At 71.1% G+C, this 23,115-nt stretch carries 23 protein-coding genes; 13 read left to right on the top strand and 10 right to left on the bottom strand.

Annotated elements, in window-relative coordinates; genetic code table 11:
• Positions 1 to 64 precede the first annotated feature (64 nt).
• A complete protein-coding gene (locus tag ETD85_RS04805) occupies positions 65 to 583 on the top strand; it encodes a hypothetical protein (protein WP_138688368.1) in 519 nt (172 codons plus the stop codon).
• Here the strand turns inward: ETD85_RS04805 and ETD85_RS04800 are convergent.
• The 3 genes from ETD85_RS04800 to ETD85_RS04790 all read right to left on the bottom strand — a co-directional run bounded on the left by ETD85_RS04800 (position 552) and on the right by ETD85_RS04790 (position 5,967).
• Complete coding sequence (locus ETD85_RS04800; protein WP_138688367.1) at positions 552 to 3,959, bottom strand: ATP-binding protein; 3,408 nt, start codon at positions 3,957 to 3,959, stop codon at positions 552 to 554. The genes ETD85_RS04805 and ETD85_RS04800 overlap by 32 nt on opposite strands.
• Positions 3,960 to 4,040: 81 nt before the next feature.
• Complete coding sequence (locus ETD85_RS04795) at positions 4,041 to 5,099, bottom strand: lysylphosphatidylglycerol synthase domain-containing protein (RefSeq protein WP_138688366.1); 1,059 nt, start codon at positions 5,097 to 5,099, stop codon at positions 4,041 to 4,043.
• A gap of 49 nt (positions 5,100 to 5,148) precedes the next feature.
• The gene (locus ETD85_RS04790) at positions 5,149 to 5,967 is read right to left on the bottom strand and encodes a PIG-L deacetylase family protein (protein ID WP_240778959.1); all 819 of its coding nucleotides are present in this window, start codon (positions 5,965 to 5,967) and stop codon (positions 5,149 to 5,151) included.
• 38 nt (positions 5,968 to 6,005) lie between these two features.
• Between ETD85_RS04790 and ETD85_RS04785 the strand changes: the two genes are divergently transcribed.
• Positions 6,006 to 7,103, top strand: a complete 1,098-nt coding sequence (locus ETD85_RS04785; protein WP_138688365.1) for a glycosyltransferase family 4 protein — start codon at positions 6,006 to 6,008, stop codon at positions 7,101 to 7,103.
• Positions 7,104 to 7,201: 98 nt separating this feature from the next.
• On the opposite strand, the gene ETD85_RS04780 is transcribed toward ETD85_RS04785, so the two are convergent.
• From ETD85_RS04780 to ETD85_RS04770, 3 genes are all read right to left on the bottom strand, one after another.
• Positions 7,202 to 8,584: a DUF2079 domain-containing protein gene (locus tag ETD85_RS04780; protein WP_138688364.1), complete on the bottom strand. Its 1,383-nt coding sequence runs from the start codon at positions 8,582 to 8,584 to the stop codon at positions 7,202 to 7,204.
• A gap of 181 nt (positions 8,585 to 8,765) precedes the next feature.
• Positions 8,766 to 9,119 (bottom strand): hypothetical protein, encoded by a 354-nt coding sequence (locus tag ETD85_RS04775; protein WP_138688363.1) that lies wholly within the window; start codon positions 9,117 to 9,119, stop codon positions 8,766 to 8,768.
• A 122-nt stretch (positions 9,120 to 9,241) separates the two neighbouring features.
• Entirely contained in the window at positions 9,242 to 9,805 is a 564-nt protein-coding gene (locus ETD85_RS04770; RefSeq protein ID WP_170246497.1) for a TetR-like C-terminal domain-containing protein, read from the bottom strand.
• A 50-nt stretch (positions 9,806 to 9,855) separates the two neighbouring features.
• Here ETD85_RS04770 and ETD85_RS04765 point away from each other — a divergent pair, with 50 nt between their 5' ends.
• Positions 9,856 to 10,947, top strand: coding sequence for an FAD-dependent oxidoreductase (locus tag ETD85_RS04765; protein WP_138688361.1), 1,092 nt, complete (start codon positions 9,856 to 9,858; stop codon positions 10,945 to 10,947).
• A 63-nt stretch (positions 10,948 to 11,010) separates the two neighbouring features.
• Positions 11,011 to 12,123, top strand: a complete 1,113-nt coding sequence (locus ETD85_RS04760; protein WP_138688360.1) for an aromatic ring-hydroxylating oxygenase subunit alpha — start codon at positions 11,011 to 11,013, stop codon at positions 12,121 to 12,123.
• On the opposite strand, the gene ETD85_RS04755 is transcribed toward ETD85_RS04760, so the two are convergent.
• On the bottom strand, positions 12,093 to 12,644 hold the full coding sequence (locus ETD85_RS04755; RefSeq protein ID WP_240778958.1) for a DUF1707 SHOCT-like domain-containing protein: 552 nt from the start codon (positions 12,642 to 12,644) through the stop codon (positions 12,093 to 12,095). The two genes, ETD85_RS04760 and ETD85_RS04755, sit on opposite strands and share 31 nt — an antisense overlap.
• 183 nt (positions 12,645 to 12,827) lie before the next feature.
• Between ETD85_RS04755 and ETD85_RS04750 the strand changes: the two genes are divergently transcribed.
• Positions 12,828 to 13,748 carry a sensor histidine kinase gene (locus ETD85_RS04750; protein WP_138688359.1) on the top strand — a complete coding sequence of 307 codons (921 nt, stop codon included), beginning with the start codon at positions 12,828 to 12,830 and terminating at the stop codon, positions 13,746 to 13,748.
• Between the two features lie 19 nt (positions 13,749 to 13,767).
• On the opposite strand, the gene ETD85_RS04745 is transcribed toward ETD85_RS04750, so the two are convergent.
• Positions 13,768 to 14,742, bottom strand: coding sequence for an aldo/keto reductase (locus ETD85_RS04745; protein ID WP_138688358.1), 975 nt, complete (start codon positions 14,740 to 14,742; stop codon positions 13,768 to 13,770).
• The gene (locus ETD85_RS04740) at positions 14,739 to 15,089 is read right to left on the bottom strand and encodes a MerR family transcriptional regulator (RefSeq protein WP_138688357.1); all 351 of its coding nucleotides are present in this window, start codon (positions 15,087 to 15,089) and stop codon (positions 14,739 to 14,741) included. The genes ETD85_RS04745 and ETD85_RS04740 overlap by 4 nt, the downstream gene beginning before the upstream one ends.
• Before the next feature lie 213 nt (positions 15,090 to 15,302).
• Between ETD85_RS04740 and ETD85_RS04735 the strand changes: the two genes are divergently transcribed.
• Positions 15,303 to 15,935, top strand: coding sequence for a DUF998 domain-containing protein (locus ETD85_RS04735; RefSeq protein ID WP_138688356.1), 633 nt, complete (start codon positions 15,303 to 15,305; stop codon positions 15,933 to 15,935).
• Here ETD85_RS04735 and ETD85_RS04730 read toward each other — a convergent pair.
• Positions 15,896 to 16,261: a hypothetical protein gene (locus tag ETD85_RS04730; RefSeq protein ID WP_138688355.1), complete on the bottom strand. Its 366-nt coding sequence runs from the start codon at positions 16,259 to 16,261 to the stop codon at positions 15,896 to 15,898. The genes ETD85_RS04735 and ETD85_RS04730 overlap by 40 nt on opposite strands.
• 84 nt (positions 16,262 to 16,345) lie before the next feature.
• Here ETD85_RS04730 and ETD85_RS04725 point away from each other — a divergent pair, with 84 nt between their 5' ends.
• From ETD85_RS04725 to ETD85_RS04695, 7 genes are all read left to right on the top strand, one after another.
• The gene (locus ETD85_RS04725; protein WP_138688354.1) at positions 16,346 to 16,804 is read left to right on the top strand and encodes a universal stress protein; all 459 of its coding nucleotides are present in this window, start codon (positions 16,346 to 16,348) and stop codon (positions 16,802 to 16,804) included.
• 209 nt (positions 16,805 to 17,013) lie between these two features.
• The gene (locus ETD85_RS04720) at positions 17,014 to 18,300 is read left to right on the top strand and encodes an APC family permease (RefSeq protein ID WP_276617169.1); all 1,287 of its coding nucleotides are present in this window, start codon (positions 17,014 to 17,016) and stop codon (positions 18,298 to 18,300) included.
• A 127-nt stretch (positions 18,301 to 18,427) separates the two neighbouring features.
• Complete coding sequence (locus ETD85_RS04715; protein ID WP_138688352.1) at positions 18,428 to 18,931, top strand: TrmH family RNA methyltransferase; 504 nt, start codon at positions 18,428 to 18,430, stop codon at positions 18,929 to 18,931.
• A gap of 193 nt (positions 18,932 to 19,124) precedes the next feature.
• A complete protein-coding gene (metG, locus tag ETD85_RS04710) occupies positions 19,125 to 20,540 on the top strand; it encodes a methionine--tRNA ligase (protein ID WP_138688351.1) in 1,416 nt (471 codons plus the stop codon).
• A 153-nt stretch (positions 20,541 to 20,693) separates the two neighbouring features.
• Positions 20,694 to 21,671 carry a phosphotriesterase family protein gene (locus ETD85_RS04705; protein WP_138688350.1) on the top strand — a complete coding sequence of 326 codons (978 nt, stop codon included), beginning with the start codon at positions 20,694 to 20,696 and terminating at the stop codon, positions 21,669 to 21,671.
• 41 nt (positions 21,672 to 21,712) lie between these two features.
• Positions 21,713 to 22,099 carry an STAS domain-containing protein gene (locus ETD85_RS04700; protein ID WP_170246496.1) on the top strand — a complete coding sequence of 129 codons (387 nt, stop codon included), beginning with the start codon at positions 21,713 to 21,715 and terminating at the stop codon, positions 22,097 to 22,099.
• A gap of 10 nt (positions 22,100 to 22,109) precedes the next feature.
• On the top strand, positions 22,110 to 23,003 hold the full coding sequence (locus ETD85_RS04695) for a sigma-70 family RNA polymerase sigma factor (RefSeq protein ID WP_138688348.1): 894 nt from the start codon (positions 22,110 to 22,112) through the stop codon (positions 23,001 to 23,003).
• Positions 23,004 to 23,115 lie beyond the last annotated feature (112 nt).

Here is a 23,115-nt window from a genome sequence, read left to right as displayed (position 1 = left end):
AGCCGACAACCAGCGCTCAACCACCTGGTCCCACTCTATGAGTGAGCCAAAAGGGGTGTTGAAGATGCCGACGAGAAGCGCAGCCGTCCTGGCCAGTGGTACCGCGAACGCGGCCAAGTTGTTCGTCGCCGCCCTCGCCTTCACCAGCGCGTACGTCGGCCTCTCCGCCTACGGCAACGCCAGCTCGGCCACCGAGCCGGCGCACACGATCACCCTGGCGGCCCGCGAGCTGCCCGTCACCGCCCCCGTCCAGACGAGCACCGCCGCCGCCGAGACCGGCCAGATCAGCGTGAGCATCCTGGCCGGCGGCGAGGCGGGCTGCGCCAAGTCGTACCTGGTCCGCAGCGTCCTCACGGCCGAGGGCCCCGAGCAGAGCGTCAGCTACGGCTGGCGGCTGGCCCGCTGGAGCACCGCCACCAAGACCTGGCGCACCTACCTGGTGAAGTACGACGGGTTCGCGGGCGGCAGCGAGACCGTCGAGTGGCGGCCCCAGGTGTCGGGGAACCCCGGCTGGTACCGCGTCGAGCTCCAGGCAGGCGACGCCAAGGTCATCAAGAGCGACCGTTTCCAGGTGAGCTGTTGACCGACTGCCGCGCGGCCTCCACCCAGCGCGGCACGCCGATCCGCTCGGCCACCTCCAGCGCCTTCTCGTAGTGGGCGCGGGCGGCGTCGGGCTGGCCCAGCCGGATGGCGAGGTCGCCGAGCGTCAGCGCCACCGGCCACAGCGCCACCACGCCGGTGCCCGCCCCCGCCACCCGATCGGCGAACGGCTTGAGCTTGTCGTAGCAGTCGACCATCCGCTCGCGGTCGTCGAGCAGCATCCCGGCCAGGGCCCGCCAGGTCATCACCAGCTCGTAGAGGAAGTCGGGGCGCACCGGCGGCCGGGTGGCGGCCACGGCCTTGGCGTCGTTGAGGTGCCCCGCGGAGGCCAGGGCCAGCGCGTAGGCGTCGAGCGTCCACTTCGCGCCCCGCAGGTGGGCCTCGGAGAGCAGATCGACCGTCTCGGCCGCCCGGCCGTCGACCAGGTGCAGGCAGAACGTGGTGATCAGCGGCAGGTCCTGGCGGCCCTCCAGCATGCCGGCCCGCGCGGTCATCCTGGCCGCGTCGCGGTAGGCCCGCTCGGCGCCGGCGTAGTCGCCGGAGATCATGAGCCGCTGGCCCGCGTACCAGACGACGACCGCGGCGGGCGCCGACAGGTCGTACTGCTTGGCCAGCCGGTCCGCGGCGGCGGCGTGCTCGTCGGCGACCGAGAACTCGCCCCTGGCCGCCGCGCACTCCAGCAGCACCAGATGGGCCAGCGCCTGTGTGGCCATCTGCCCGGAACGCTGGGCGACCTCCAGCAGCTCCCTGCCGATGCTCTCGCGGGTGTCGACGGCGGGGATGTCGTAGGACTGGCGCAGCCGCCCGCTGAGCGCCGCCGCGATCAGCGTCGGGTCGCCGCTCTGCCTGGCCAGCTCCAGCGCCTCCAGCGACGCCTGGCGGCCCCGCTCGGGCGAGGAGGAGCCCTCCAGCTCCAGCGCCAGCGTCGTCAGCAGGCTGGCCCGCAGCCGCTGCTCGCCAGCGGGCAGCTCCATCAGCGCCCGCTCGGTGACGTCGACGATCTCCCACGCGGTGCGGGTGAAATCGCGCGCCATGCCCTTGTGCGGCACGGCCAGCGACGCCGCCACCTTCGCGGTGATCTCCAGGTCGCCCAGCGGCAGCGCCGCGTCCATGGCCTGGCGCCGCAGCAGCCGGGCCGCCGACATGTCGCCGCACAACGCCAGCGCCCTGATCTGGCGCAGCATGAGCCGCAGGCGCTCCTTCGCCCGCTCGGGCGGCTGCTCGGACCGCTGCTCGTCGCTCTCCCGGCGCGAGCTGCCCCGGTCGAACGCGGCGATGGCCTGCTCCCACAGCGTGGCCGCCTCGCGGTGGGCGAAGCGCCGCTCGGCCTGCTCGGCCGCCAGCCCGGTGTAGTGGACCGCCTTCTCGGCCGTGTCGGCCAGGAAGTAGTGGTGGGCCAGCGCCGCCACGTCGGACGGCGTGCGGTCCTCGATGACCGCGGCCACGCGCGCGTGCAGCCTGGTGCGGCGCAGCCTGGAGGCGTCGGAGTAGATCGTGTCGCGGACCAGGTCGTGGTCGAAGCGCAGCATCCCCGGGCCCGGCTCGGTCACCAGCCCGGCCAGCAGCGCCGCCTCGACGGCCTCGATCACCTGGTCCTCGTCGACCTCCACGGCGACCAGCACGTCGAGATCGACGTCGCGGCCGATCACCGCGGCCTGCAGCAGGATCTGCTGCGCGCCGGAGGGCAGCCGCGAGATGCGCCGCCGCAGCACGTCGCGCACCCCAGAAGGCACCCGGGAGAGCACCTCGGTGGCGCTGGCCCGGTCGGCCGCGCCCTCGGAGTCGAGCAGGCGCACGGTCTCGCGGACGAAGAACGGGTTGCCGCCCGTGCGCTCGACGATCGACTCGACCGCGTCCTCGTCGATCTCGCGTACGCAGGTCGCCTTGACCAGCTCGGCCACGGCCTTCGGGTCGAGCCCCGACAGCCCCACGCGTACGGGCCCCAGCCTGGCCAGGGCGGCCAGCACGTCGGCCTGGCGGTCGTCGAGCTCGCTCTCCCTGCACGTCACGACCAGCAGCACCCGGCTGGTCGCCAGCAGGCTCGGCAGCGCGCGCAGCAGGGCGAGCGTCTGGTCGTCGGCCCAGTGGAGGTCTTCGAGGGTGAGCAGCACCGGCCCCCGGCGCGCGACCCCCGCGAGGTAGCCGCCGACCGCGCGGTGCAGCCGGAAGCCGCCGGACACCTCGTCCTCGTCGGGATCGGGGGCGGCGTCGTCGAGCAGCGGCGCGAGCAGCTGGGCGTATTCGCCGGCGCCGCTCATGCCGATGAGCGTGCGCAGGATCTCCACCCACGCCCAGCCGGGCGGGGTGGCGCTGGAGTCGGGGCAGGCGCCGGACGCGGTGATCCAGCCGTCGCTGCCCAGCCGGCCTTCGAGCTGGCGCAGCAGCGTGGTCTTGCCCGCGCCCGCGACCCCGGCCACGATCGCGACCTGGAACCTGCCCGTGCGCGAGGCCGCCGTGGTCAGCCTGGACAGCTCGGCGTCGCGGCCGACGAACGGCTCCGGCTCCAGCGGCGGCGGCTCGACGGGAGCGGCCGGCCGGGGCGGCCAGGTGTCGGTGACCGGCGCCGGCCTGGACGGCCGCGGCGGGGCGGCCAGCTCCAGCTCGGGCGCCTGGGCCAGGATGTCGGACTCCAGCTTGCGCAGCGCGGGCCCCGGGTCGATGCCCAGCTCGTCGGCCAGGATGTTGCGGGCCCTGCGCAGCGCGGCCAGCGCGTCGCCCTGCCGGCCGCAGCGGTAGAGGCCGAGCGCCAGCAGGCGCCAGCCCTCCTCGCGCAGCGTGTGCTCGGTGGTGAGCGCCTCCAGGTCGGGCACGGTCTCGGCGTGCATGCCGAGCCGGAGCCCCGTGTCGGCGTGCCGCTCGCGCGCCACGAGGCGCAGCTCGGTCAGCCGGTTGACCTCGGCCTCCGCCCACGGCTGGTCGGCGAAGTCGGAATAGGGCGTGCCGCGCCACAGGCCCAGCGCCTTTTCCAGGCGGCCGCGGGCGGCCTGCGGATCGCCTTCTTCGAGGTGCTCGCCGGCCGCGCGCACGAGCTGCTCGAACCGGAGCGCGTCGACCTGGTCGCTGGCCACGCGCAGGGCGTAGCCGGAGGCGACCGTCACGAGCAGCCGGTTGGGGCCGCCGCGCGGGCGGCCCGGCTCGAGCACCCTGCGCAGGCGCGAGATGTAGACCTGCAGGCCCGACTGCGCGCCCTTTGCCGCGTCGTCGTCCCACAAGTCGTAAAGAAGCGTGTCAACGGGCACGACCTGCCCTCTGGCCACGAGAAGCCGGGCGAGGACGGCCCGCTGCCGCAACCCGCCGAGGTCGAGTTCGTCGTCGTGTTCGTACGCCTCGACTGGCCCCAGAACTCGGAACGCCACCATGTCAGCCGCCACGCTATGCGGGCCTGCGAATCACGCACAAGGCCCGTGGTTGATTAGCACTCGATGGGTTTGGGATTGTCACTAGGGGGCCTTCGAGATCGCGGACGGGGGCTCCGCCTCGGCGCTCCGGCTGTTGCGCCTGCGCAGGAGCGCCCATGCGCCCAGAGCCAGGCCGCCGAACGGGATCTCGATAGTGTAAGTCCAGAAGCCGAAAAGCAATGCGGTCGCGGTCGCCGGAGCGGCCGGCACGCCGAACGCGGACGTCAGCAAGAGCACCACCCCGCCCTCCATGATCCCCGCTCCGCTGGGGGTGATCAAGGCACTGGTGAGCACGCGCGACAGGGCGAAGACGGCGATCGACTGGGCCAGGCCGGGCCAGGCGCCGGTGGCGTGCATGCAGGCGGCCATGACCGCCCACTGGAAGCCGAGGAAGAACACCATCCCGAGCGACAGGCCGAGCGATCTGGTCCGGACGATCTCGGCGGTGTCGGCGCGCAATCGGTGGAAGGCCGCCGAGGCGTGCACCTTCAGGCGCAGCAGCCTGGTCAGCCCGTCGAGGGCGCGGCCGAGCAGCGTGGCGGCCCGGTCCCAGTAGAGTGCGGCGGCCACGACCGCGCAGAGCGCCAGGATGGAGATCGCGCCCGTCCAGCCCGCCTTGGCGACCGTCGCGTTGGGCGCCTCGCCGGCGATCAGCAGCGCGATGATCCCCACGGCCGGCAGGATGAATCTGAACAACGTGTTCCAGATGCCGCTGACCAGCGTCATGACCACGATCGCCCGGTTGGCGAAGCCCCAGCCCCTGGTCATCGCGAACGACAGCGCCACCCCCACCGCCCCGCCGAACGGCAGCAGGTTGCTCACCGCGCTGCCCGCCGCGTTGAGCGTGAGGCCCTGCAGGTTGTTGAGACCGGGCAGCGAGTTGGTCAGCACGAACGTGTAGGCGAGCAGGCTCAGCAGCCACAGCGCGCTCATCAGCGCGATCTCGCCCGCGCCGAGCGTGCCGAACAACGCGCCGATCTCGGCCCACGAGACGGGCTTGCCGGTGAGGGAGCGCACGATCTGGGGCAGGTAGATCACGAGCAGCACGGCGAGCCCGAGCGACAGCACGGACAGGGTGATCTGGAGCCACTTGTTCTTCATCGGGGTCCAGTCTGCCGGGTGGGCGTGTCGGCCGCGTCAACCCTAGGTCCTACTTGGGCCACCGGTCGAAGGGATGAGTGAGGCGAGTGCCCGGCGGGAGGTCGCGGCGGACGTACCACTCGGTGCCGAAGACGAAGCGGTAGAGAGGGCTCGGGACCTTCAGCATGACGGCGAGCGTGCGGTCGCTGTCGCCGCCGCTGGCCTGGGAGGCGTGCGCGGCCATGGAGGCCCGCTTCTGTTTCGTATATTTCCGGACATTGACCCGGTGGGTGATCGTCTCGCTCGACGAGTACGCGCTCTCGAACGTCCGTACGTCGAACTCCGGCGGGAACCGGTAGAACCTGCCCGCCAGCTTCAGCAGCCTGACCAGCGGATCCCGGTTGACCGTCGCCTCCAGGACGATCTCCGTGCCGGCGATCTTCGCCGCCCGCTTGCCCACCCGGTGCACCTGCACGTGATCGGGATGCCCGTAGCCGCCGGCCGGGTCGTAGATCGCCAGGAGGTCGGCCTGCTCCTCCTGCAGGATCGCGGCCAGCGCCTTGGCCGCCGCCTCGGTGTCGGCGTCGATGAAGGCGTTGTCGGGCCGCTCGTCGGCGACGCCGCCCTTGGGGCTCAGCCCCGAGTCGCCGTAGCCCAGGCACTCCACGCGGGCGCAGCCGAGCAGCGCGGCCGACTCGTAGAGCTCCTTGAGCCTGGTCTCGCCGAGCGCGTCGCCGGGCGCCATCTCGGCCAGGCCCCGCTCGCCCGCGGTGGCCACGACGAGCACCACGCGGTGCCCCTCGGCCGCGAGCATCGCCATGGTGCCCGCCGTCAGCAGGGCCTCGTCGTCGGGATGGGCATGGAAGAACACAGCGGTACGTGGAGGCACACGCCCAGATTAGTCTGGGAGGGGTGCGGATCTTTCACGTGAGTGACTGTTACCTGCCGCGACTCGGGGGGATCGAGGTCCAGGTGGCCGACCTCGTGCGGATGCAGCGGGAGGCCGGCCACGAGGTGTCGGTGGCCACGGCGACCAGGGGCGAGCCGCTGCCGGGCGTGCACAGGATCGTCGCCAGGATGCCGTTCGACCTGCCCGTCCACCCGTTCGGCGTGGGGCACCTCACACGCCGGATCACCTCCGCGCGTCCCGACGTGGTGCACGTCCACACGGGGGCGGTCTCGCCGTTCGCCTGGATGGGCGTGCGCGCGGCGGCGCGGGCGGGCACGCCCTGCGTGGTGACCGTGCACAGCATGTGGGACCCGGTCACGCGGGGGCTCTACCGGCTGCTGCGGCTGGCGTACGGGTGGCAGGACTGGAAGCTGGTGGCCACCACGGTCAGCAACGCCGCCGCCGCCCCCATCCGCGCCGTGGCCGGGCCGGAGGTCCCCGTGCGCGTGGTCTCCAACGGCCTCGACCTGTCGGGCTGGGCGCCGCCGCCCGGCACGCCGCCCGGGCGCGAGGAGGTGCACGTCGTCTCCGTGGGGCGGCTGGCTCCGCGCAAGCAGCCCGTACGGCTGCTGAAGCTGCTCCAGGCGGCCCGCGCGCACGTGCCCGCCCGGATTCCCATGCGCGCCACGATCGTCGGCGACGGGCCCGCTCGGGGGCAGATGGAGCGCTTCCTCGACAAGCACGGCATGGCCGGCTGGGTCTCGCTGCCCGGCCGCTACTCCAGGGAGCAGATCGCCAAGGTCCTGGAGTCGGCCGACGTGTTCGTGGCGCCCGCGCCCCGCGAGTCGTTCGGCATCGCGGCCCTGGAGGCGCGGGCCGCCGGGCTGCCCGTGGTGGCCAGGACGCAGAGCGGGGTCGCCGACTTCGTCAGGCACGGCACCGAGGGGCTGCTCGGCCGCACGCTCGGCGACCTGGCCCGCGCGGTGGCCCGGCTGTGCACGGACGCCGGGCTGCGCGAGTCGATCGCCGTGCACAACCGGGCGACGCGGCCCACGGCGGGCTCGTGGCCGACGGTGCTCGACGGCTTCGACCGGGCCTACGAGCAGGCCAGGGCCCAGCGGTCGGCGGGCAAATAGGCGAGCGGTCGGCCCGGCCACTCACAAAGGAGCGGGCGGCCGCGCGGGTCGCTCACAAAGGAACGGCCGTGCGGGTCGCTCGCAAAGGAGCGGGCCGCTCAGCTCCTGCGCAGCACCACGTACCCGTCCCGCTCGAAGACCTTGACGTACCCCTGCCCCTGGAGCTCGTTCACCTCGGCGAGCTGCTCCTCCGGCGAGCCGAAGGGGAACTCCCACCGCGTCGTGTCGGCCACCACCCACGGCGCGCCCTTCGACTGGCCGCTCCACAGCAGGACGGTGGCCTTGGCGGTGAGCGCCGGCCCGACCGAGTTGACGGCCTCGACGGTCACCCCCGCCGGGACCCTGCTGACCGCCTCGGCCGCCGCCACCGCCTTGGGCTCCTTGTAGAAGGCGGGATGGTAGAGCTGGTCCAAAGCAAATTTCGGGACCAGCGTGAGCGCCACCACGCAGGCCGCCGCCGACCAGGCCAGCTTGAGCGAGGCGTCGTCCGATCGCTTGAGCAGGCGCAGGAGCCTGGCCAACCCGTCCACGCCGGCGCAGAGCAGGATCACCACGGTGAACGCGCTGTACTGGAAGTCGGCCTGCCACCACTGGGCGCGGTCGGACAGCATGCGTTCGAGCACGTGCGGCAGCGCCACCAGCGACAGCGGCGAGAGCAGGCACAGCAGCAGCGTCGGCCACACGAGCAGGAACAGCGTGTCGACCTTGGCCTCCTCGCTGAAGGGCAGCAGGACGCCGGCGATCGGGTCGCGCAGCAGCGCCATGACCGCGCCGGGTATGTCGGGCCCGAGATGGCCGTAGGCCCAGAAGTCCTGGGAGTCGCCGCCGAAGAACGTGATCAGCAGCCCCCGGACGAGCAGCACGCCGCCGGCGCCGAAGGCCACGCTGAGCACGCCGCGCAGCCGGTCGCCCATGACGAACAGGCACAGCCCCGCACCGATCACCATGAGCCCCATGTCCTCCTTGACCAGGAGGAGCGCGAACATCGCCAGGCCGGCGGGGAGCACGCGGCTCGCGTGGTAGCGCTCGATCATGATCGCGGTGAGCAGCGGGACGAACATGACCTCGTGCACGTCGAACGCGGCCGCCTGCGCGACGGGCCAGGCCAGCGCGTACGCCGCGCAGACCAGGTAGGCGGGCGCCAGTCCCAGCACGCGCCTGGTGAACAGCCAGATGAAGGGGATCGCGGCGGCGAGCAGCAGCGCCTGCGCGACGATCAGCGTCTCGGGGCCGTCGTGCACCCAGTAGAACGGCGCGAGCAGCGCGTAGATGGGCGAGAAGTGGTCGGCGAGCTGGACGTAGTCCATGCCGCGCCCGTGGAACATGCCCAGCACCGGGATGTACGGCGGCCGCAGGGCCGCGTAGTTGCGCACCGCCTGGTCCACGATGACCAGGTCGAACGTGGTGGCGCGGAAGGTGGCCAGCTTGACCAGCCCCAGCACCCCGTAGGCCACCGCGGCGAGCAGCGCGATTGCGCCCACGCCCGCACGGTGGCCGGAAAGGATACGCCTCCGGATGGAAGGGGAGGCGGCGCTCGCCCCCGGTCGCGCCGCCAGAGTGTCACCGGTCACGGGCAGCAAGACTAGAACGATTCCGCCCGAACGTGACGCGGCCGCCGCGCCTGCCTGCCCCCCACAGGAGGTGCGGCGACCGCGAGCCTCATCAGGTGCAGGCGGCGGTGATCTTGGTGCTGAAACCGTTCATCTTGCCGGTGAACTCGGAGACGCCCGCGAGGTCACCCTTCTCCATGGTCTCGAACCCGCCGGCCAGCTCGTTCAGGGCGGCGGCGACCTCACCGTCGTACTTGCCCGCCAGCTCCTTGGTCTTGTCCGCGGCGGTCTTGGAGGCCGTCCCGATGGCCTTGGTGTCCGCGGCGTTCTTGGTGACCTCCGAGCTCCAGTCAGTCATGATCTTGCTGGCCTCGGTGGCGGCACTGTTGCAGTCAACGGCCTGGCCCAGGGCACCGCAGGCGGTGGTGAGGACGGCAAGGGTAAGCGTCGCGGCCGCGACGGCCAAGCGACGACGAGGGGGTGTCATTTCCGTGCCCTTCGTTGGTTTCTTCGTAGGTTTTCGCGAACGAAGGGAACAGTATGGACCAGGACTTGACCGTTGCTTGCACCCCAGTAACACCATTGGTATCAAGCCGGTGTAAAGCCATGCAGAAGGACCTGCACGATCTCCGCCGGATCGGGCAGCGGAAGATCCAGGAGCCCCCGGTACGCCGTCAGCCCCGCGAACATGTCCGTGAGCAGCCACAGGTCCGCGTTCGGCGGCAGCTCGCCGCGCTCGATGGCGCGCTCGTAGACCACCCATGACCGTTCCATCCTGGTCCGCATGCCGGTCTTGATGATCTCGGCGACCGCGGGGTCCCGTCCCGCCTCGCCGTAGACCTGCTTGGCCACGCGGGACACGCCGGGCAGCCGCCAGAGGGCGAGTGTGTCGGTGACGACGACCCGCAGGTCTCCTTCGAGCGAGCCGGTGTCGGGGATGGCGACGTAGGTGTTCATGAGGCCGGCGATGGTTTCGAGAAGCATGTCGCGTTTGGTGGCGTAACGCCGGAACACGCTCGCCCTGCCCACACCTGCCGCCGCGGCGACGTCGTCCATGGTGAAGTCGAGGCCGTGGGAGAGCACCAGCCCGGTCGCGGCCTGCCTGATGCGGTGGTCGACCGTGGGGTCGGGTTTACGACCGCGCGCAGACATTGTGATACTCCTCGTATCTGATATTTCGAGTCTCATAAACAGGGGTCGTTATGAGGGTAATCATCGTCGGTGCGGGCGTCGCGGGGCTCGCCCTGGCGCGCGGCCTGCTCATGGCGGGTCACGAGGTGGAGGTCTACGAGGAGTCGCCCGAGCTGCGCACGGCGGGCGGCTCCGTCTCGCTCTGGCCCGGCAGCACGGCCATACTCAAGGAGCTCAAGGTCGACTACACCGGGATCGGGCGCCGGCTGGAGACCCTGGAGTCGTGGGCCGGCGACGGGCGGCGGCTGCTCACCATGGACCTGACGGTGGCCGAGCGCCGCTACGGCCACCCGGTCGTCCACCTGGCCCGCAGCGAGCTGGTCAAGCTGCTCGCCGAAGGCGTGCCGGTGACCTACGGCGCTCGGGTGGAGCACGTGGTGCCCGAGCGGGCCGAGGCGCGGCCGGCCGGCGGGCGCACGGTGCGCGGCGACGTGCTGGTGGGCGCCGACGGACGCCGTTCCGTGGTGCGGACGGCGCTGTGGGGGAACGACACCGCGCGGCTGAGCAACTGGGTCACCTGGCAGGGGTTCACCACCCTGCCCACCTCGCTGACCGAGGCGCGCAGGGCGGTGATGATCGCCGGCGGGCAGGGCCTGTGCGGGCTGATCCCGGCGGGCGAGGGCCGGCTGCTGTGGTGGTTCGACGTCAGGTCGGCCCCCGGCAAGCCCCTCTGGGCCGACGACCGGCACGTGGTGGAGCGGCTGCGCGAGCGCTTCGGCGGCTGGGTCGAGCCGGTGCCCGGCATCCTGGACACGATCACGGACATCGACTTCTTCCCCCACCACCGCCAGCCGATCCCCGCCGTCTGGGGCAAGGGGCCGACCACGCTGGCCGGCGACTCCGCGCACACCATGCCGCCGACCATGGCCCAGGGCGCGAACCAGGCACTGGAGGACGCCTGGCTGCTGGCCCGCTCGATCGGTGACCTGCGCGCGTACGAGCGGGCCCGGTCGAAGGTGGTGCGCAGGCCCGCCAGGCTGGCGGCGACGGAGATGACCGACATGCAGCGCCCCCTCGCGGGACTGCTTCCCGACCGGCTCGTGACCGGGTGGTACACGGCGTTTCTGCGCCGGGCCAGCAACTACCTCTTGACAGTCTCCTGAAGGCCGTCTGACGATGTCGCATATAGGGCAACTCGCTGCGTAATACGCAACAAGGGGTGTCGGTTGACCACCACGTCGAGCTTGATCTCCACGCTTCCCGGCCGCTCCTACACCGACCCCGAGGTGTTCGCGGAGGAGCAGGCCAAGATCTTCGAAGCCCTCTGGTTCTGCGCGGTCAGGGCCGAGGACCTGCCGAAACCGGGCGTGTTCAGGACGGTGCAGGTCGGCAGGGAGAGCGTGCTCGTCGTACGCGGCCGCGACGACCGGCTGCGCGCCTTCCTCAACGTCTGCCGGCACCGCGGCGCCCGCCTGTGCGTGGAGGCCGGGGGAGAGGTCAAGCGGACGATCAGATGCGCCTATCACGCCTGGTCCTACGACCTCGACGGCCGGCTCGCCGCCGCCCCCAACCTGGCGAAAATGCCGGACATCGACCGCGTCGAGTACGGCCTGGTCCCCGTCCACCTGCGCGAATGGCTCGGGTACGCATGGGTCTGCCTGGCCGCGGAGCCGCCCTCGTTCGAGGAGACGGTGACGTACGCGGCCACCGAACGGCTGGGCGACCCCGCCGCCATCGAGCGCTACCACGTGGACAAGCTCGCGCTCGGCCGCAGGATCGTCTACGACGTCCGGGCCAACTGGAAGCTCATCGTCGAGAACTTCATGGAGTGCTACCACTGCGCCACGATCCACCCGGAGCTGACCGCGGTCCTGCCGGAGTTCGCCGGCGGCTACGCGGCCCAGTACTACGTGGGCCACGGCGCCGAGTTCGCCGAGCGGGCCGAGGGCTTCACCGTGGACGGCGGCCCCGGGTTCGCCAAGCTGCCCGACGTGTCGCAGGACCAGGACCGCCGCTACTACGCGATCACCGTCAAGCCGCAGGTCTTCGTCAACCTGGTGCCCGACCACGTGATCCTGCACCGGATGTCACCCATGGCCGCCGACCGGACGATCGTCGAGTGCGACTGGCTCTACCACCCCGACGTGGTGGCCTCGGGAGCGGATCTGTCGTCGTCGGTCGAGCTGTTCCACCGGGTCAACGAGCAGGACTTCGACGCCTGCGAGCGGACGCAGCCCGGCATGTCGTCACGGGCGTACCGGGACGGCGGGGTGCTCGTGCCGAGCGAGCACCACATCTCGATCTTCCATCAGTGGGTGAACCAGCGTTTACGCGGATAGCGAACACTCAGCCCGCCATATTTGGCCCGGCCGCTGACCACCACGTACACCGCGCCCGGACGCTGCCTGCTCGGCACGTCCGAGGTCGCGGTGTTGCCCCAGTCGGTCTGGAACGCGTCCAGGTTCGCCACCCCGCCCTCTGGCAGGACGATCTTGGCTGAGCCGTAGGTGAGGTCGAGCTCGATGTCCACGACCGGATGCGTGATGACGGCCTCGGACAGGTCCAGCTCGACGCTGCCGTACTTGGAGCTCACCCGCAGCCGGCGTGGGACCGCCCAGTCGCCGGAACGCTTGAGGTGACCGTTCTTCGACTCCAGGGTGACCACGTCGTCAACGGGCTGTTCGACGGGGAGGTCGGTGATCAGGCCGAGCAGATCGCCGTAGGTCTTCGCCGTCAGGGCGATCTCAAGGCGGTCCTCGAGCTCGAGATGGGTGAGACGGCCTTCGGTGAATGCGAGCTGAAGCTGCTGTGCGGTGCGCTCACGGTCCTCGTCGGAGACCCGCATCTGCAATTCCGACATGTCCTGAGCATAGTGGCTGACTGGTCTCAGAACGGGAGAGGACGGCCGGAGGGCGTGCGAAGGTCGAGGGACGAGGGCGTGGGCCGGGGCCTGGGACGGCGGATGACCTGGACTCTCTTCACAACGTATTAGGTACCCAACGGATTGCCATGAACTCCTCATCCTTGGGTAGCGTGAGGCGTGATGTTGGCAGAACCTTTCGTGCATCCGGCGTTCTTCTACCGGGGAGAGCGGGAATACGTTGCTGCCACGACAGCCTTCGTCCGCGCGGGGCTGGCGGCGGACGAGCCGGTCGCGGTCGCGGTCCCGCCGGGCAATCTGGCCCTGATCGCGGCTGAGCTGGGCGCCGAGGCCGGCGCGGTGCTGATGCTCGACATGACGCAGGCGGGCCGCAATCCGGGGCGGATCATTCCCGGCGTGCTGCGCGACTTCGCCGACCGGCATCCCGGCGAGCACGTGCGGATCATCGGCGAGCCGATCTGGCCGGGGCGCACCGCGACGGAATATCCGGCCTGCGCCCAGCACGAGGCGCTGATCAACCTGTCGTTCGCGGGCCGGCACGTCACGATCCTGTGCCCGTACGACGCCGAGCGCCTGGACACCGAGGTGCTCGCCGAGGCGGAGCGCACCCACCCCGTGCTCAGGGACGCCACCACCGAATGGCACAGCTCCGGCTACGCGCCCGAGATGGTGGTCGACGGGCACAACCGGCCGCTGGGCGAGCCGGGCGAGTCCGTCTCGCTGCGCTTCGACCACACCAACCTGTCGGCGGTGCGGCACCTGGCCGCGCGGCGGGCGGCCGAGCTGGGGTTCGCCGACGACAGGATCGACGACATCCGGCTGACGGTGGCCGAGCTGGGCGCCAACAGCCTCGACCACGGGGGCGGCTCGGGCACGTTCCGGGTGTGGGCCGCCGAGGGGCGGCTGGTGTGCGAGGTCAGCGACGCCGGTCACATCGTTGATCCGCTGGTGGGCCGCAGCCCGGTGGACCCGCGCGTCGCGGGCTCGCGCGGGCTGCTGATCGTCAACCTGCTAAGCGATCTCGTACGCGTCCACACCCGGGCCGGCGCGACCGCGATCCGCGTCTACTTCGACGCCCCCTGAGCCCGAGCCGGCCCCCCGATCAGTTCTCGATCTCCGACATGCTGGGGTAGCGGGTGCCGCGCACCGCGTCCGCGGGCACGGCCGCCGCGAGGGCGTCGAGCTGCTCGGCGCTCAGCGTGATGCCGGCCGCGGCCGCGTTCTCCTCCAGATACTTCAGCCGCTTCGTGCCGGGGATCGGCACGATGTCGTCGCCCTGGGCGAGCAGCCACGCGAGTGACAGCTGCGCCGCGGTGACGCTGGCCGCCTCGGCGATCTTGCGTACCTCGTCCGCCAGCTTGGCGTTGTGCTCTGCGTTCTCGCCGGTGTTGCGCGGCATCCACTTGCGGAAGTCGTCGTCGGGGAGCTGGTCGGCGGGCGGCAGCGCGCCGGTCAGGAAGCCACGGCTGATCGGCGAGTACGCCACCAGCGCGACGCCCAGCTCCCTGGCCGCGGGCAGGATCTCCGCCTCAATGCCCCTGGTGAACAGCGAGTATTCGCTCTGCAGGGCGGCGATCGGATGAACGGCGTACGCCGCGCGCAGCGTCTTGGCGCTCACCTCCGACAGGCCGAGATGACGCACCTTGCCCTGCTGGACCAGCTCGGCCATGGCGCCGACCGACTCCTCGATCGGGACTTCCCGGTTGCGGCGGTGCATGTAGTAAAGGTCGATGTGGTCGAGGCCGAGGCGCCGCAGCGACGCGTCGCAGGCCGCCCTGATGTACTCGGGGCTGTTCTCGACCGTCCTGCTCGTGCCCTCCCGCTTGATGCCGAACTTGGTGGCCAGCACCACCTCGTCGCGCCGGTCCTTGATGGCCCGGCCGACCAGCTCCTCGTTAGCGCCCTTGCCGTAGGTGTCGGCGGTGTCCAGGAAGTTGACGCCGAGGTCGAGCGCGCGGTGGATGACCGCGATCGACTCCTTCTCGTCGCCCGGCCCGTAGAACTCCGACATCCCCATGCAGCCGAGGCCGAGCGCGGAGACCTGCGGGCCGCCGGTTCCGAGTGCGCGCGTGTTCATGCCTGCCCCTTGTAAGTGTCGATCTTGTAGTCCAGTACCTTCAGATCCTGGGTGAGCTCGTCGATCCTGGACCTGACCCGCTCCCGGTGCAGCTCCAGCATCACCCGGCGCTCATCGGCGGTGTGGGCGCCCATGCGCCGCAGCTCCGCGTACCGGCACATGTCGGCGATCGGCATCCCGGTCGTGCGCAGCCTGGTCAGGAACTCCAGCCACTGGAGGTCCCCTTCGACATAGTCGCGGTGCCCGTTTCCGTCGCGGCCGACCGAGTGGATGAGCCCGATACGCTCGTAGTACCGCAGCGTATGAGCGCTCAGCCCCGACCGCTGCGCGGCCTCCTGGATCGTCATGTCTCCAGAGTCGCCCTTAGAGTGCGCTCTAAGTCAAATCGGGGTGGACCCCCGTACCCACCCTGAGGGGGCAGGCCCTACTCAGGGTCACATTCGCGCAGGTCGGAACCGGCGCTCAGGGGTGGACCCGACCAAGGTATTAGGGGATCCTTCAGGGCCTGTTCGGGACGATCCTCGATACTCCGGAAAGCCGCTTTCCACGAGCTTTAAGGCATGAAGGGTTTGCTTGTCAGTGGATTTGCGGCGATCGGCACCGGGACCGGCGCCATGCTCACCTTGCACGCGGAAGCGGGCCTCGACCCGATGCACAGCGTCATCAGCGAGTACGCCTTCCAGGCTGCCGGATGGCTGCTGCCCGCGTCGCTGACGCTGTTCGCGGCCGGCTCCGCGTTGATCGCCGAGGCGCTGCGCCGGGCCGGGATGAGCCGCTGGATCGTGGTGCTGCTGCTGGCGTGGGGGACGAGCATGTTCCTGATCGGCGCCTTTCCCACCGACCGGCCCGGCGTGCCGCTCTCCCTGTCGGGCGGCATCCACCGGTACGCCGCCTTCGCGGCTTTCCTGATGATGCCCGTGGCCGGGCTGCTGCTGGCCCAGGCCAGGATCCGGTACGCCAAGGCGGTGCGGATCCTCAGCGCGCTGGCCCTCGGCGCGCTGCTGCTGGTCGTGGTCCCCTACGTGGTGCGGATGTTCGGCATCCCGCTGACCAACGACGACATCCCGGCCGGGCTGACCCAGCGGGTCGTGGTCGTCACCGAGCTGGGCGTGCTGGCGCTGGCCGGGCTGTCGATGCTCAAGCCGCTGGCCGCTCAGCGCTCCCAGGGCGGGGCCTCGCCCATCTTGGCGTAGTACTTCGCCAGGTGCCGCTTGACCGGCCCGACGTCCTTCTTGGGAATGTCGATCCCGCCGCGGGCGCCGTCCATGATCCCGGCCGCGGCGATCACGGCCCGCGGCACCGCCTTCAGCTTCCCGTCCACGACGTCGGCGATCGGCAGCTTGTACGCTCCGAACTCGTCGGCGTTGTCGGCGTCGTACCAGATGTGGGCGTCGCGGTACTTCGCGTCGGGCTTGTCCTCGGCGCCGGCCCACTTTCGCACCCGCTTGTCGGCCTCGGCGGCGTTCCACTCCCGGTCGCGGTCGTCAAGGGGAAGATCCTGGAATCGCGTAACCGTCATACCGGGCGGCTACCCCTGGTACAGGCGTGAAACGGATTGATCGGGAAAGAGGGAGGGCCTGACGTCCGAATGGGAGTGGCTGAAATGACGATTCTGATTGCGTACGACGGTTCCGACGACGCCAAGACCGCGATCGCCTTCGCCGGTGAGCTCTTCCGCGGGGAGCACGCCGTGGTGCTGACGGTGTGGGAGCGCCTCGCGATGACCTCGGCCAGGGCGTCCGCCGGGCTGATGATGACGCTCGACCAGTCCGGGGTGGAGGACGAGGCGATCGGGCAGGCGATGAGCGAGCTGGCCCAGCACGGCGCGAACCTGGCGCGGGAGGCGGGGCTGGACGCCACGCCCCGGTGCGACGTGGACTCGGTGGCCGTGTGGTCGACGATCGTGGACGTGGCGGACGAGATCGACGCCAAGCTCATCGTGACGGGGACGCGAGGGCTGGGCGGGGTGCGGTCCCTGCTGCTGGGCAGCACGTCGGACCGGGTGCTGCACCACGCGCACCGGCCGGTGCTGGTGGTCCCGGGCCCGGAGGCGTCCACCTGATCACCGGCGTCCACCTGATCACCGGCGTCCGCCTGAGCCTCGCCGTCCGCCTGAGCCTCGCCGTCCGCCTGAGCCTCGCCGTCCGCCTGATGCCGTCCGCTTGAGCTCGGCCGTCCACCTCGCCTCTCTTGAGGACGGGCCCCGGATAGATCTGTCGGTGGGATCCGGCAGAGTGGGTGCCTGCACGAGCGGGAGGGGAGGCGGGAAGGTTGCCCGAAGAGCTGGCACGCCGGCTCGGCACCACCGACGCGGTCGTCGTGGGGCTGAGCGCGATGATCGGCGCGGGCGTGTTCGCGGCCTTCGCCCCGGCCGCCGGGGCCGCGGGGTCGTGGCTGCTCCTGGCCCTGGCCATCGCCGCCGTCGTCGCCTACTGCAACGCCACCTCCTCGGCCCGCCTGGCCGCCCGCCACCCCGAGTCGGGCGGCACCTACGTCTACGGCAGGCGGCGGCTCGGCCCGCTGTGGGGCTACCTCGCCGGCTGGGGCTTCACCGTCGGCAAGACCGCCTCGTGCGCGGCGATGGCGCTCACCTTCGGCGCGTACGCCGCGCCCGGTCTCGAACGACCCCTGGCGATCGGCGCGGTCGCCGCGCTCACGTCGCTCAACCTGTTCGGCGTCCGGCGGTCGGCGGGTGTGGCCAGGGTGGCCGTGGCCTTCGTGCTGGTCGTGCTGTCGGCGGTGGTCGTCGCGGGCCTGGCCGGTGAGTCGAAGATCACGTTCGGCTGGTTCGCCTACGCGCCCGCCCCGGAGCCGTTCCTCCACTCGCCGTTCACGGCGGACGGCGTCGACGGGTGGGGAGTGCTGCAGGGAGCTGGGCTGCTGTTCTTCGCGTTCGCCGGATACGCCCGGATCGCCACGCTGGGCGAGGAGGTCCGGGATCCGGCGCGCACGATCCCGCGCGCCGTCGGCATCGCCCTGGGCGTCACGCTGGTCGTCTACACGCTGGTCGCGGCCACCGCGCTGCACGTGCTCGGGCCCGTGCCGCTGGCCATGTCCCCGGCGCCCCTGTCCGACGTCGTCAGGGAGTCGGGGGCCGGGTGGCTGGTGCCGGCGGTGGGCGCGGGCGCCGCGGTGGCGGCGCTGGGCGCGCTGCTGGCGTTGCTGCTCGGCGTCTCCCGCACGGTGCTCGCCATGGCGCGCGAGCGTGACCTGCCCGCCGCGCTGGCGGTCGTGGACCCGGTGCGGCAGGTGCCGCGGCGGGCCGAGCTCGCGGTCGGCGGCGCGGTGATCGTGCTGCTGCTCGTGGCCGATCTGCGGGGAGCGATCGGCTTCTCCTCGTTCGGCGTGCTCGTCTACTACGCCATCGCCAACGCCGCCGCGCTCACCCTCGACCGCGACGAGGGCGCGCCGCCCAGGCCGGTGCCGATCCTCGGGCTGGGGCTGTGCCTGCTGCTGGCGGCCACCCTGCCGCTGAGCTCGGTGCTCGCCGGGCTGGCCGTCTTCGCGGTGGGGCTGCTGCTCTGGGTGGTGCGCCACCGTGGCCTCGGCGCCTCATGACATGCGGGGTTCGGGGTGCGTAAACTGGGGTGATCTCTCGTCGATGGCTCGGGCGTGCCGCTGAAAGCGCCCTCCGCATGCACATCCACGACCTGACCGGCCACGTCAGGAGCACCGCCCCGCGCGCATGAGCGGGATCAGGGTGCGCACCAGGAAAGATCTCCGCGCCCAGCGCCGCCGCCGCCCGCCCCGATGCCTGGGCCACCTCACCGTCGCGCCGCTCTGGCCCATGCACGGCGCCAACCTCGGCACCCTCCTGCGCACGTGCGACGCCGTCGGCGCCTGCATGGCCGTGCCGCGGCTGCCCTGGGTGCCCGAGGCGCTGGCCAGGGGGAACACCCTGCGCAACGGCGCGTGCGTGCACTGGGTGCGGCCGATGGCCTGGCTGGCCGAGCGGCAGGAGCGGGTGCTCGGCGTCGAGCTGGCCGAGGAGGCGATCAGGCTGGCCGACCTGCCCATGGCCGGGCAGCCGACCGTGATCGTGCTGGGGCACGAGTCCACCGGGATCCCGGGGGAGGCGCTCGACCTGCTGGACGCCGTGGTCGAGATCCCGATGATCGGCACCGGCGCCAGCCTGAACGTGGCGGTGGCGGGCTCGCTCGTGCTCTACAAGCTCGCCGGGTTCACGTGACGAAGACGTCACCGGCCCGGCTACCGGACGCAGCCGGTTTCACCCGGCGGCGTCGCCCGCTGCCGGGGTAGTATGGCCGGCATGACGACGTACACGGTGATGATGGCCCCCTAGGGGGTTCACCGGCGACGTCCTGCTGAGGCCCTGCGAACCGGGGCCTCTCGTCGTGTCCGGGGCCCCTTGGAGGCATCCGATGTACATCACGACGACCATCCCCTACGTCAACGCCCGGCCGCACCTCGGCCACGCGCTGGAGCTCGTCCAGGCCGACGTCCTGGCCAGGCACCATCGCCGGCGCGGCGAGCCCGTACGGTTCCAGACCGGCACCGACGACAACTCGCTGAAGAACGTGCTGGCCGCCGAGGCGGAAGGCGTGCCGGTGCGCGAGCTGGTGGACCGGAACGCGGCCGCGTTCGAGGGGCTCAGGCAGCCGCTGGACCTGTCGTTCGACGCGTTCATCCGGACGAGCTCGCACCCCGCGCACCGGGCCGGGGTCGAGCGGATCTGGCGGGCCACCGCGCACGACCTGTACCAGCGGCACTACGAGGGGCTCTACTGCGTGGGCTGCGAGCAGTTCTACCCGGAGGACCCCTGTCCCGACGGGCACCAGGCGCCGCTGCAACGGGTGTCGGAGGAGAACTGGTTCTTCCGGCTCTCCCGCTATCAGGACGCCCTGCTGGAGCTCATCCGCGACGGCCGGCTCAGGATCGAGCCGGCCGCGCGGCGCAACGAGGTGCTGGCGTTCATCGAGGCCGGGCTGGCCGACATCAGCATCTCGCGCTCCGCCGCCCGCGCCCGTGGATGGGGGATCCCGGTGCCCGGAGATCCCGAGCAGGTGATCTACGTGTGGTGGGACGCGCTGGCCAACTACGTCACCGCGCTCGAAGGCGGTGACCACGACCGCTGGTGGGTCGCCGAGCGGCGCAAGGTGCACCTGGTGGGCAAGGGCGTGATCCGGTTCCACGCGGTGTACTGGCCGGCGATGCTGCTGTCGGCGGGCGAGCCGCTGCCCACGGAGATCTACGTGCACGACTACCTCACCGTGGACGGCCGCAAGATCAGCAAGTCGGCGGGGAACTCAGCCGACCCCGTGACGCTCGTGGACGCCTACGGGGTCGACGCGGTGCGGTGGTGGCTGCTGCGCGACGTGCCGCGCGTGGGTGACGCCGACTTCACCGAGGCGCGGCTGGCCGGGCGGGCGGACGAGGACCTGGCCAACGGGCTGGGGAACCTGGTCAACCGGGTCGTCACCATGGTGCACCGGTTCCTGGACGGCCACGTCCCCGACGCCCCCGGGGAGCGGCTCGCGGAGGTGTCTCCGGCGGTGCACGCGGCGCTGGAGGACTTCGATTTCCGGCGGGCCGCGGCGGCCGTATGGGAGCTCGTCGAGGAGGCGAACAGGTACGTCGAAAGGACCCGGCCGTGGCAGCAGGACCGGGCGGGGCAGGAGGCGTCGCTGGGCACGCTGGTGCACGCCTGCCGGGCGCTGGCCGTACACCTGGAGCCCTTCCTGCCGACGGCGGCGGCGCGCGTGGCGGCGGCGGTGGGCGGGTCGCGGCTGCCCCGGCCCGAGCCGCTCTTCCGGCGGCTGGCCGGGACACGCACCTGAGCCGCGGGCACCGGCGAGCCGAGCCGTCGTGACGGCGGCTCGCCGGTGTGCGCACAGGCGTTGACGGCGATCGCCGGTGTGCGCACAGGCGGTTGACGGCGATCGTGCGGAAGCCTAGGTTGGCGCCACAGACCAGCCGGTATGGAGGCGCGCATGCCCACCGTCAGCACCGTTCGCGGCCCCATCGACGTCGACGACCTCGGGCAGACGCTGATGCACGAGCACGTCTTCGTGGTGGCCACCGAGCACCTCGACAATTACGGCAAAGGCGCCTGGTGGGACGAGGAGTTCCGGGTGGCCGACGCGGTCGCCAAGCTCAGCGCGGTGGCCGCGAAGGGCGTGCGGACGATCGTCGACCCGACGGTCTGGGGGCTCGGCCGCTACCTCCCGCGCGTCCAGCGGATCGCCGAGCAGGTGCCGGACCTGCACATCATCGCCGCCACCGGCATCTACTCCTTCGAGGAGCTCCCGCACCAGTACGAGCACCGCGGCCCCGGCCTGTTCTTCGACGGCCCGGACCCGATGATCGACGACTTCGTCCGCGACCTGACCGACGGCATCGCCGACACCGGCGTCAAGGCCGCGTTCCTCAAGTGCGTGGTCGAGGCGAAGGGCCTCACGCCCGGCGTCGAGCGCATCTGCCGGGCGGTCGCGCAGGCGCACGTGCGCACGGGCGCGCCCATCACCGTCCACACCAACAGCTTCACGCAGAGCGGCCTGATCGCGCTGGACCTGTTCGCCAAGGAGGGCGTGGACCTGACGAAGGTGGTCGTCGGGCACGCGGGCGACAGCAACGACCTCGACTACCTCATGCGGCTGGCCGACACCGGCGCCATCCTCGGGATGGACCGATTCGGGCTGGATGTCTACAACCCGACGCCGCAGCGCGTGGCCACGGTCGCGGCGCTCTGCCAGCGCGGATACGCCGATCGCATGGTGCTCAGCCACGACACCGCCTGTTTCATGGACTATTTCGGCGGTGCCTGGGACGAGGCCCGCAGCACGCTCGCACCGAACTGGCGCTACGATCACATTCACGACGACGTCTTGGCCGCACTGCTGGACTCGGGTGTGACCGATGACCAGATTGAGCAAATGCTGGTGTTCAACCCGAAGCGCTACTTCTCGTAAAGTGGTTGGATCGGGAAAGCAACGCAGGTAGGTGGAGCTGGGTGACTTCGGAGCAGGCCTTGTCGATAAGCCTCGGACTCCAGGGACCCTGCGTCATCGCGCGGCTGACGGGGGACTTCGACTTCGGGTCCGCGGCGGAGGTTCGCGACCGCGTCACCAAGGCCCTCGATCTGACCCAGCCACCGTTGCTCGTCATCGACATGCAGGCCGTCAGCGTGTGCGACTCCTCCGGCCTGTCCGTGCTCGTCTATCTCCACAAGGCGGTCACCGCCTCCGGCGGCCGGCTGCTGCTGTCGGGGCTCAACGGCAGGTGCAAGCACCTGTTCGCGATCACCGCACTGGACAAGTTCTTCGATATCCGCACTACGGCGGAGCTGGCCATCGCAGAACTCAACGAAGCCGGGAATTCGCCGCCGTTTACCGGGTAGTCCCCCGTGCATGTCGGCCGAAGAGCCCGACCTGCTCGGCACGTATCTGGAGCAGATCGGCAAAACCCCCTTGCTCTCCGCCGCGGACGAGGTCAATCTCGCCCGGCGGATCGAGGCCGGCCTGTACGCGGGTCATCTGATCGAGCGCGGTGACGCCACGCCGGAGCTGGAGCTGATCGTCCGCGACGGGCAACGAGCCAAGGACCTGCTGATCAGGTCGAACCTCCGGTTGGTCGTCGCCGCCGCCAGGCGCTACTCCTACCGGGGGCTGCCCATGCTCGACGTCATCCAGGAAGGGAACCTCGGGCTGATCAGGGCTGTGGAGAAGTTCGACTACACGCGGGGCTACAAGTTCTCGACGTACGGGATGTGGTGGATCCGCCAGGCCATCGAGCGTGGCATCCACGACAAGAGCCGTACCGTGCGGCTGCCCATCCATGTGGCGGAGGAGCTGTCGCGGCTGATCAGGATCGAACGCCAGCTGGCCGCGGACTTCGGCCGCGAGCCGACGGACGCCGAGCTGGGCGACGCGGCCGAGCGGTCGCCGGCGCAGGTCGCCGCGTTACGCCGGCTCGGTCAGGACATGGTCAGCCTGGACATCCCGGTCGGGGAGTACGGCGAGGGCAAGATCGGCGACATGATCGCCGACGAGGACGGGCTGCAGGTGCAGGAGCTGACCGAGCGTCGCGCCATGAGCGCGGAGCTGCACCAGGTGGTCACGACGCTGCCGCCGCGCGAAGCCTTCGTCATCAAGCTCCGGTACGGCCTGACCGGATACGAGGCGCAGAGCTACACCGAGATCGCCGCGCACCTCGGGCTGACCAGGGAACGCATCCGGCAGCTGGAGAAGCAGGCGCTGAAACGGCTCAGGCAGGGCAGCCCGTTGCTGGCGTGGGCGTCTTGATCGGAGTCAGGGCCGAGTGTCGTTGTCGATCTACAGGAGAGCCCATAAGGCGGACGTAAGCGGATAACCGTTTCGTATCGGATGACCTTGCTGAAACTCTCGAATGCCCCGT

The sequence above is a fragment of the Nonomuraea zeae genome, from assembly GCF_005889725.1.
GTDB lineage: Bacteria > Actinomycetota > Actinomycetes > Streptosporangiales > Streptosporangiaceae > Nonomuraea > Nonomuraea zeae.
Note: the sequence above shows the minus strand (reverse complement) of the source record. Positions and strands in the feature narration are given on the sequence as shown.

What these genes read in the sequence shown, in the direction of transcription:
- ETD85_RS04740 (WP_138688357.1), bottom strand. Translation starts at nt 15,089, where the DNA reads ATGACGATCCAGGAGGCCGCGCAGCGGTCGGGGCTGAGCGCTCATACG.
- ETD85_RS04765 (WP_138688361.1), top strand. Translation starts at nt 9,856, where the DNA reads ATGAGGGTAATCATCGTCGGTGCGGGCGTCGCGGGGCTCGCCCTGGCG.
- ETD85_RS04745 (WP_138688358.1), bottom strand. Translation starts at nt 14,742, where the DNA reads ATGAACACGCGCGCACTCGGAACCGGCGGCCCGCAGGTCTCCGCGCTC.
- ETD85_RS04770 (WP_170246497.1), bottom strand. Translation starts at nt 9,805, where the DNA reads ATGTCTGCGCGCGGTCGTAAACCCGACCCCACGGTCGACCACCGCATC.
- ETD85_RS04795 (WP_138688366.1), bottom strand. Translation starts at nt 5,099, where the DNA reads ATGAAGAACAAGTGGCTCCAGATCACCCTGTCCGTGCTGTCGCTCGGG.
- ETD85_RS04755 (WP_240778958.1), bottom strand. Translation starts at nt 12,644, where the DNA reads ATGTCGGAATTGCAGATGCGGGTCTCCGACGAGGACCGTGAGCGCACC.
- ETD85_RS04715 (WP_138688352.1), top strand. Translation starts at nt 18,428, where the DNA reads ATGAGCGGGATCAGGGTGCGCACCAGGAAAGATCTCCGCGCCCAGCGC.
- ETD85_RS04725 (WP_138688354.1), top strand. Translation starts at nt 16,346, where the DNA reads ATGACGATTCTGATTGCGTACGACGGTTCCGACGACGCCAAGACCGCG.
- ETD85_RS04695 (WP_138688348.1), top strand. Translation starts at nt 22,110, where the DNA reads ATGTCGGCCGAAGAGCCCGACCTGCTCGGCACGTATCTGGAGCAGATC.
- ETD85_RS04705 (WP_138688350.1), top strand. Translation starts at nt 20,694, where the DNA reads ATGCCCACCGTCAGCACCGTTCGCGGCCCCATCGACGTCGACGACCTC.
- ETD85_RS04730 (WP_138688355.1), bottom strand. Translation starts at nt 16,261, where the DNA reads ATGACGGTTACGCGATTCCAGGATCTTCCCCTTGACGACCGCGACCGG.
- ETD85_RS04735 (WP_138688356.1), top strand. Translation starts at nt 15,303, where the DNA reads ATGAAGGGTTTGCTTGTCAGTGGATTTGCGGCGATCGGCACCGGGACC.
- metG (WP_138688351.1), top strand. Translation starts at nt 19,125, where the DNA reads ATGTACATCACGACGACCATCCCCTACGTCAACGCCCGGCCGCACCTC.
- ETD85_RS04750 (WP_138688359.1), top strand. Translation starts at nt 12,828, where the DNA reads ATGTTGGCAGAACCTTTCGTGCATCCGGCGTTCTTCTACCGGGGAGAG.
- ETD85_RS04800 (WP_138688367.1), bottom strand. Translation starts at nt 3,959, where the DNA reads ATGGTGGCGTTCCGAGTTCTGGGGCCAGTCGAGGCGTACGAACACGAC.
- ETD85_RS04805 (WP_138688368.1), top strand. Translation starts at nt 65, where the DNA reads ATGCCGACGAGAAGCGCAGCCGTCCTGGCCAGTGGTACCGCGAACGCG.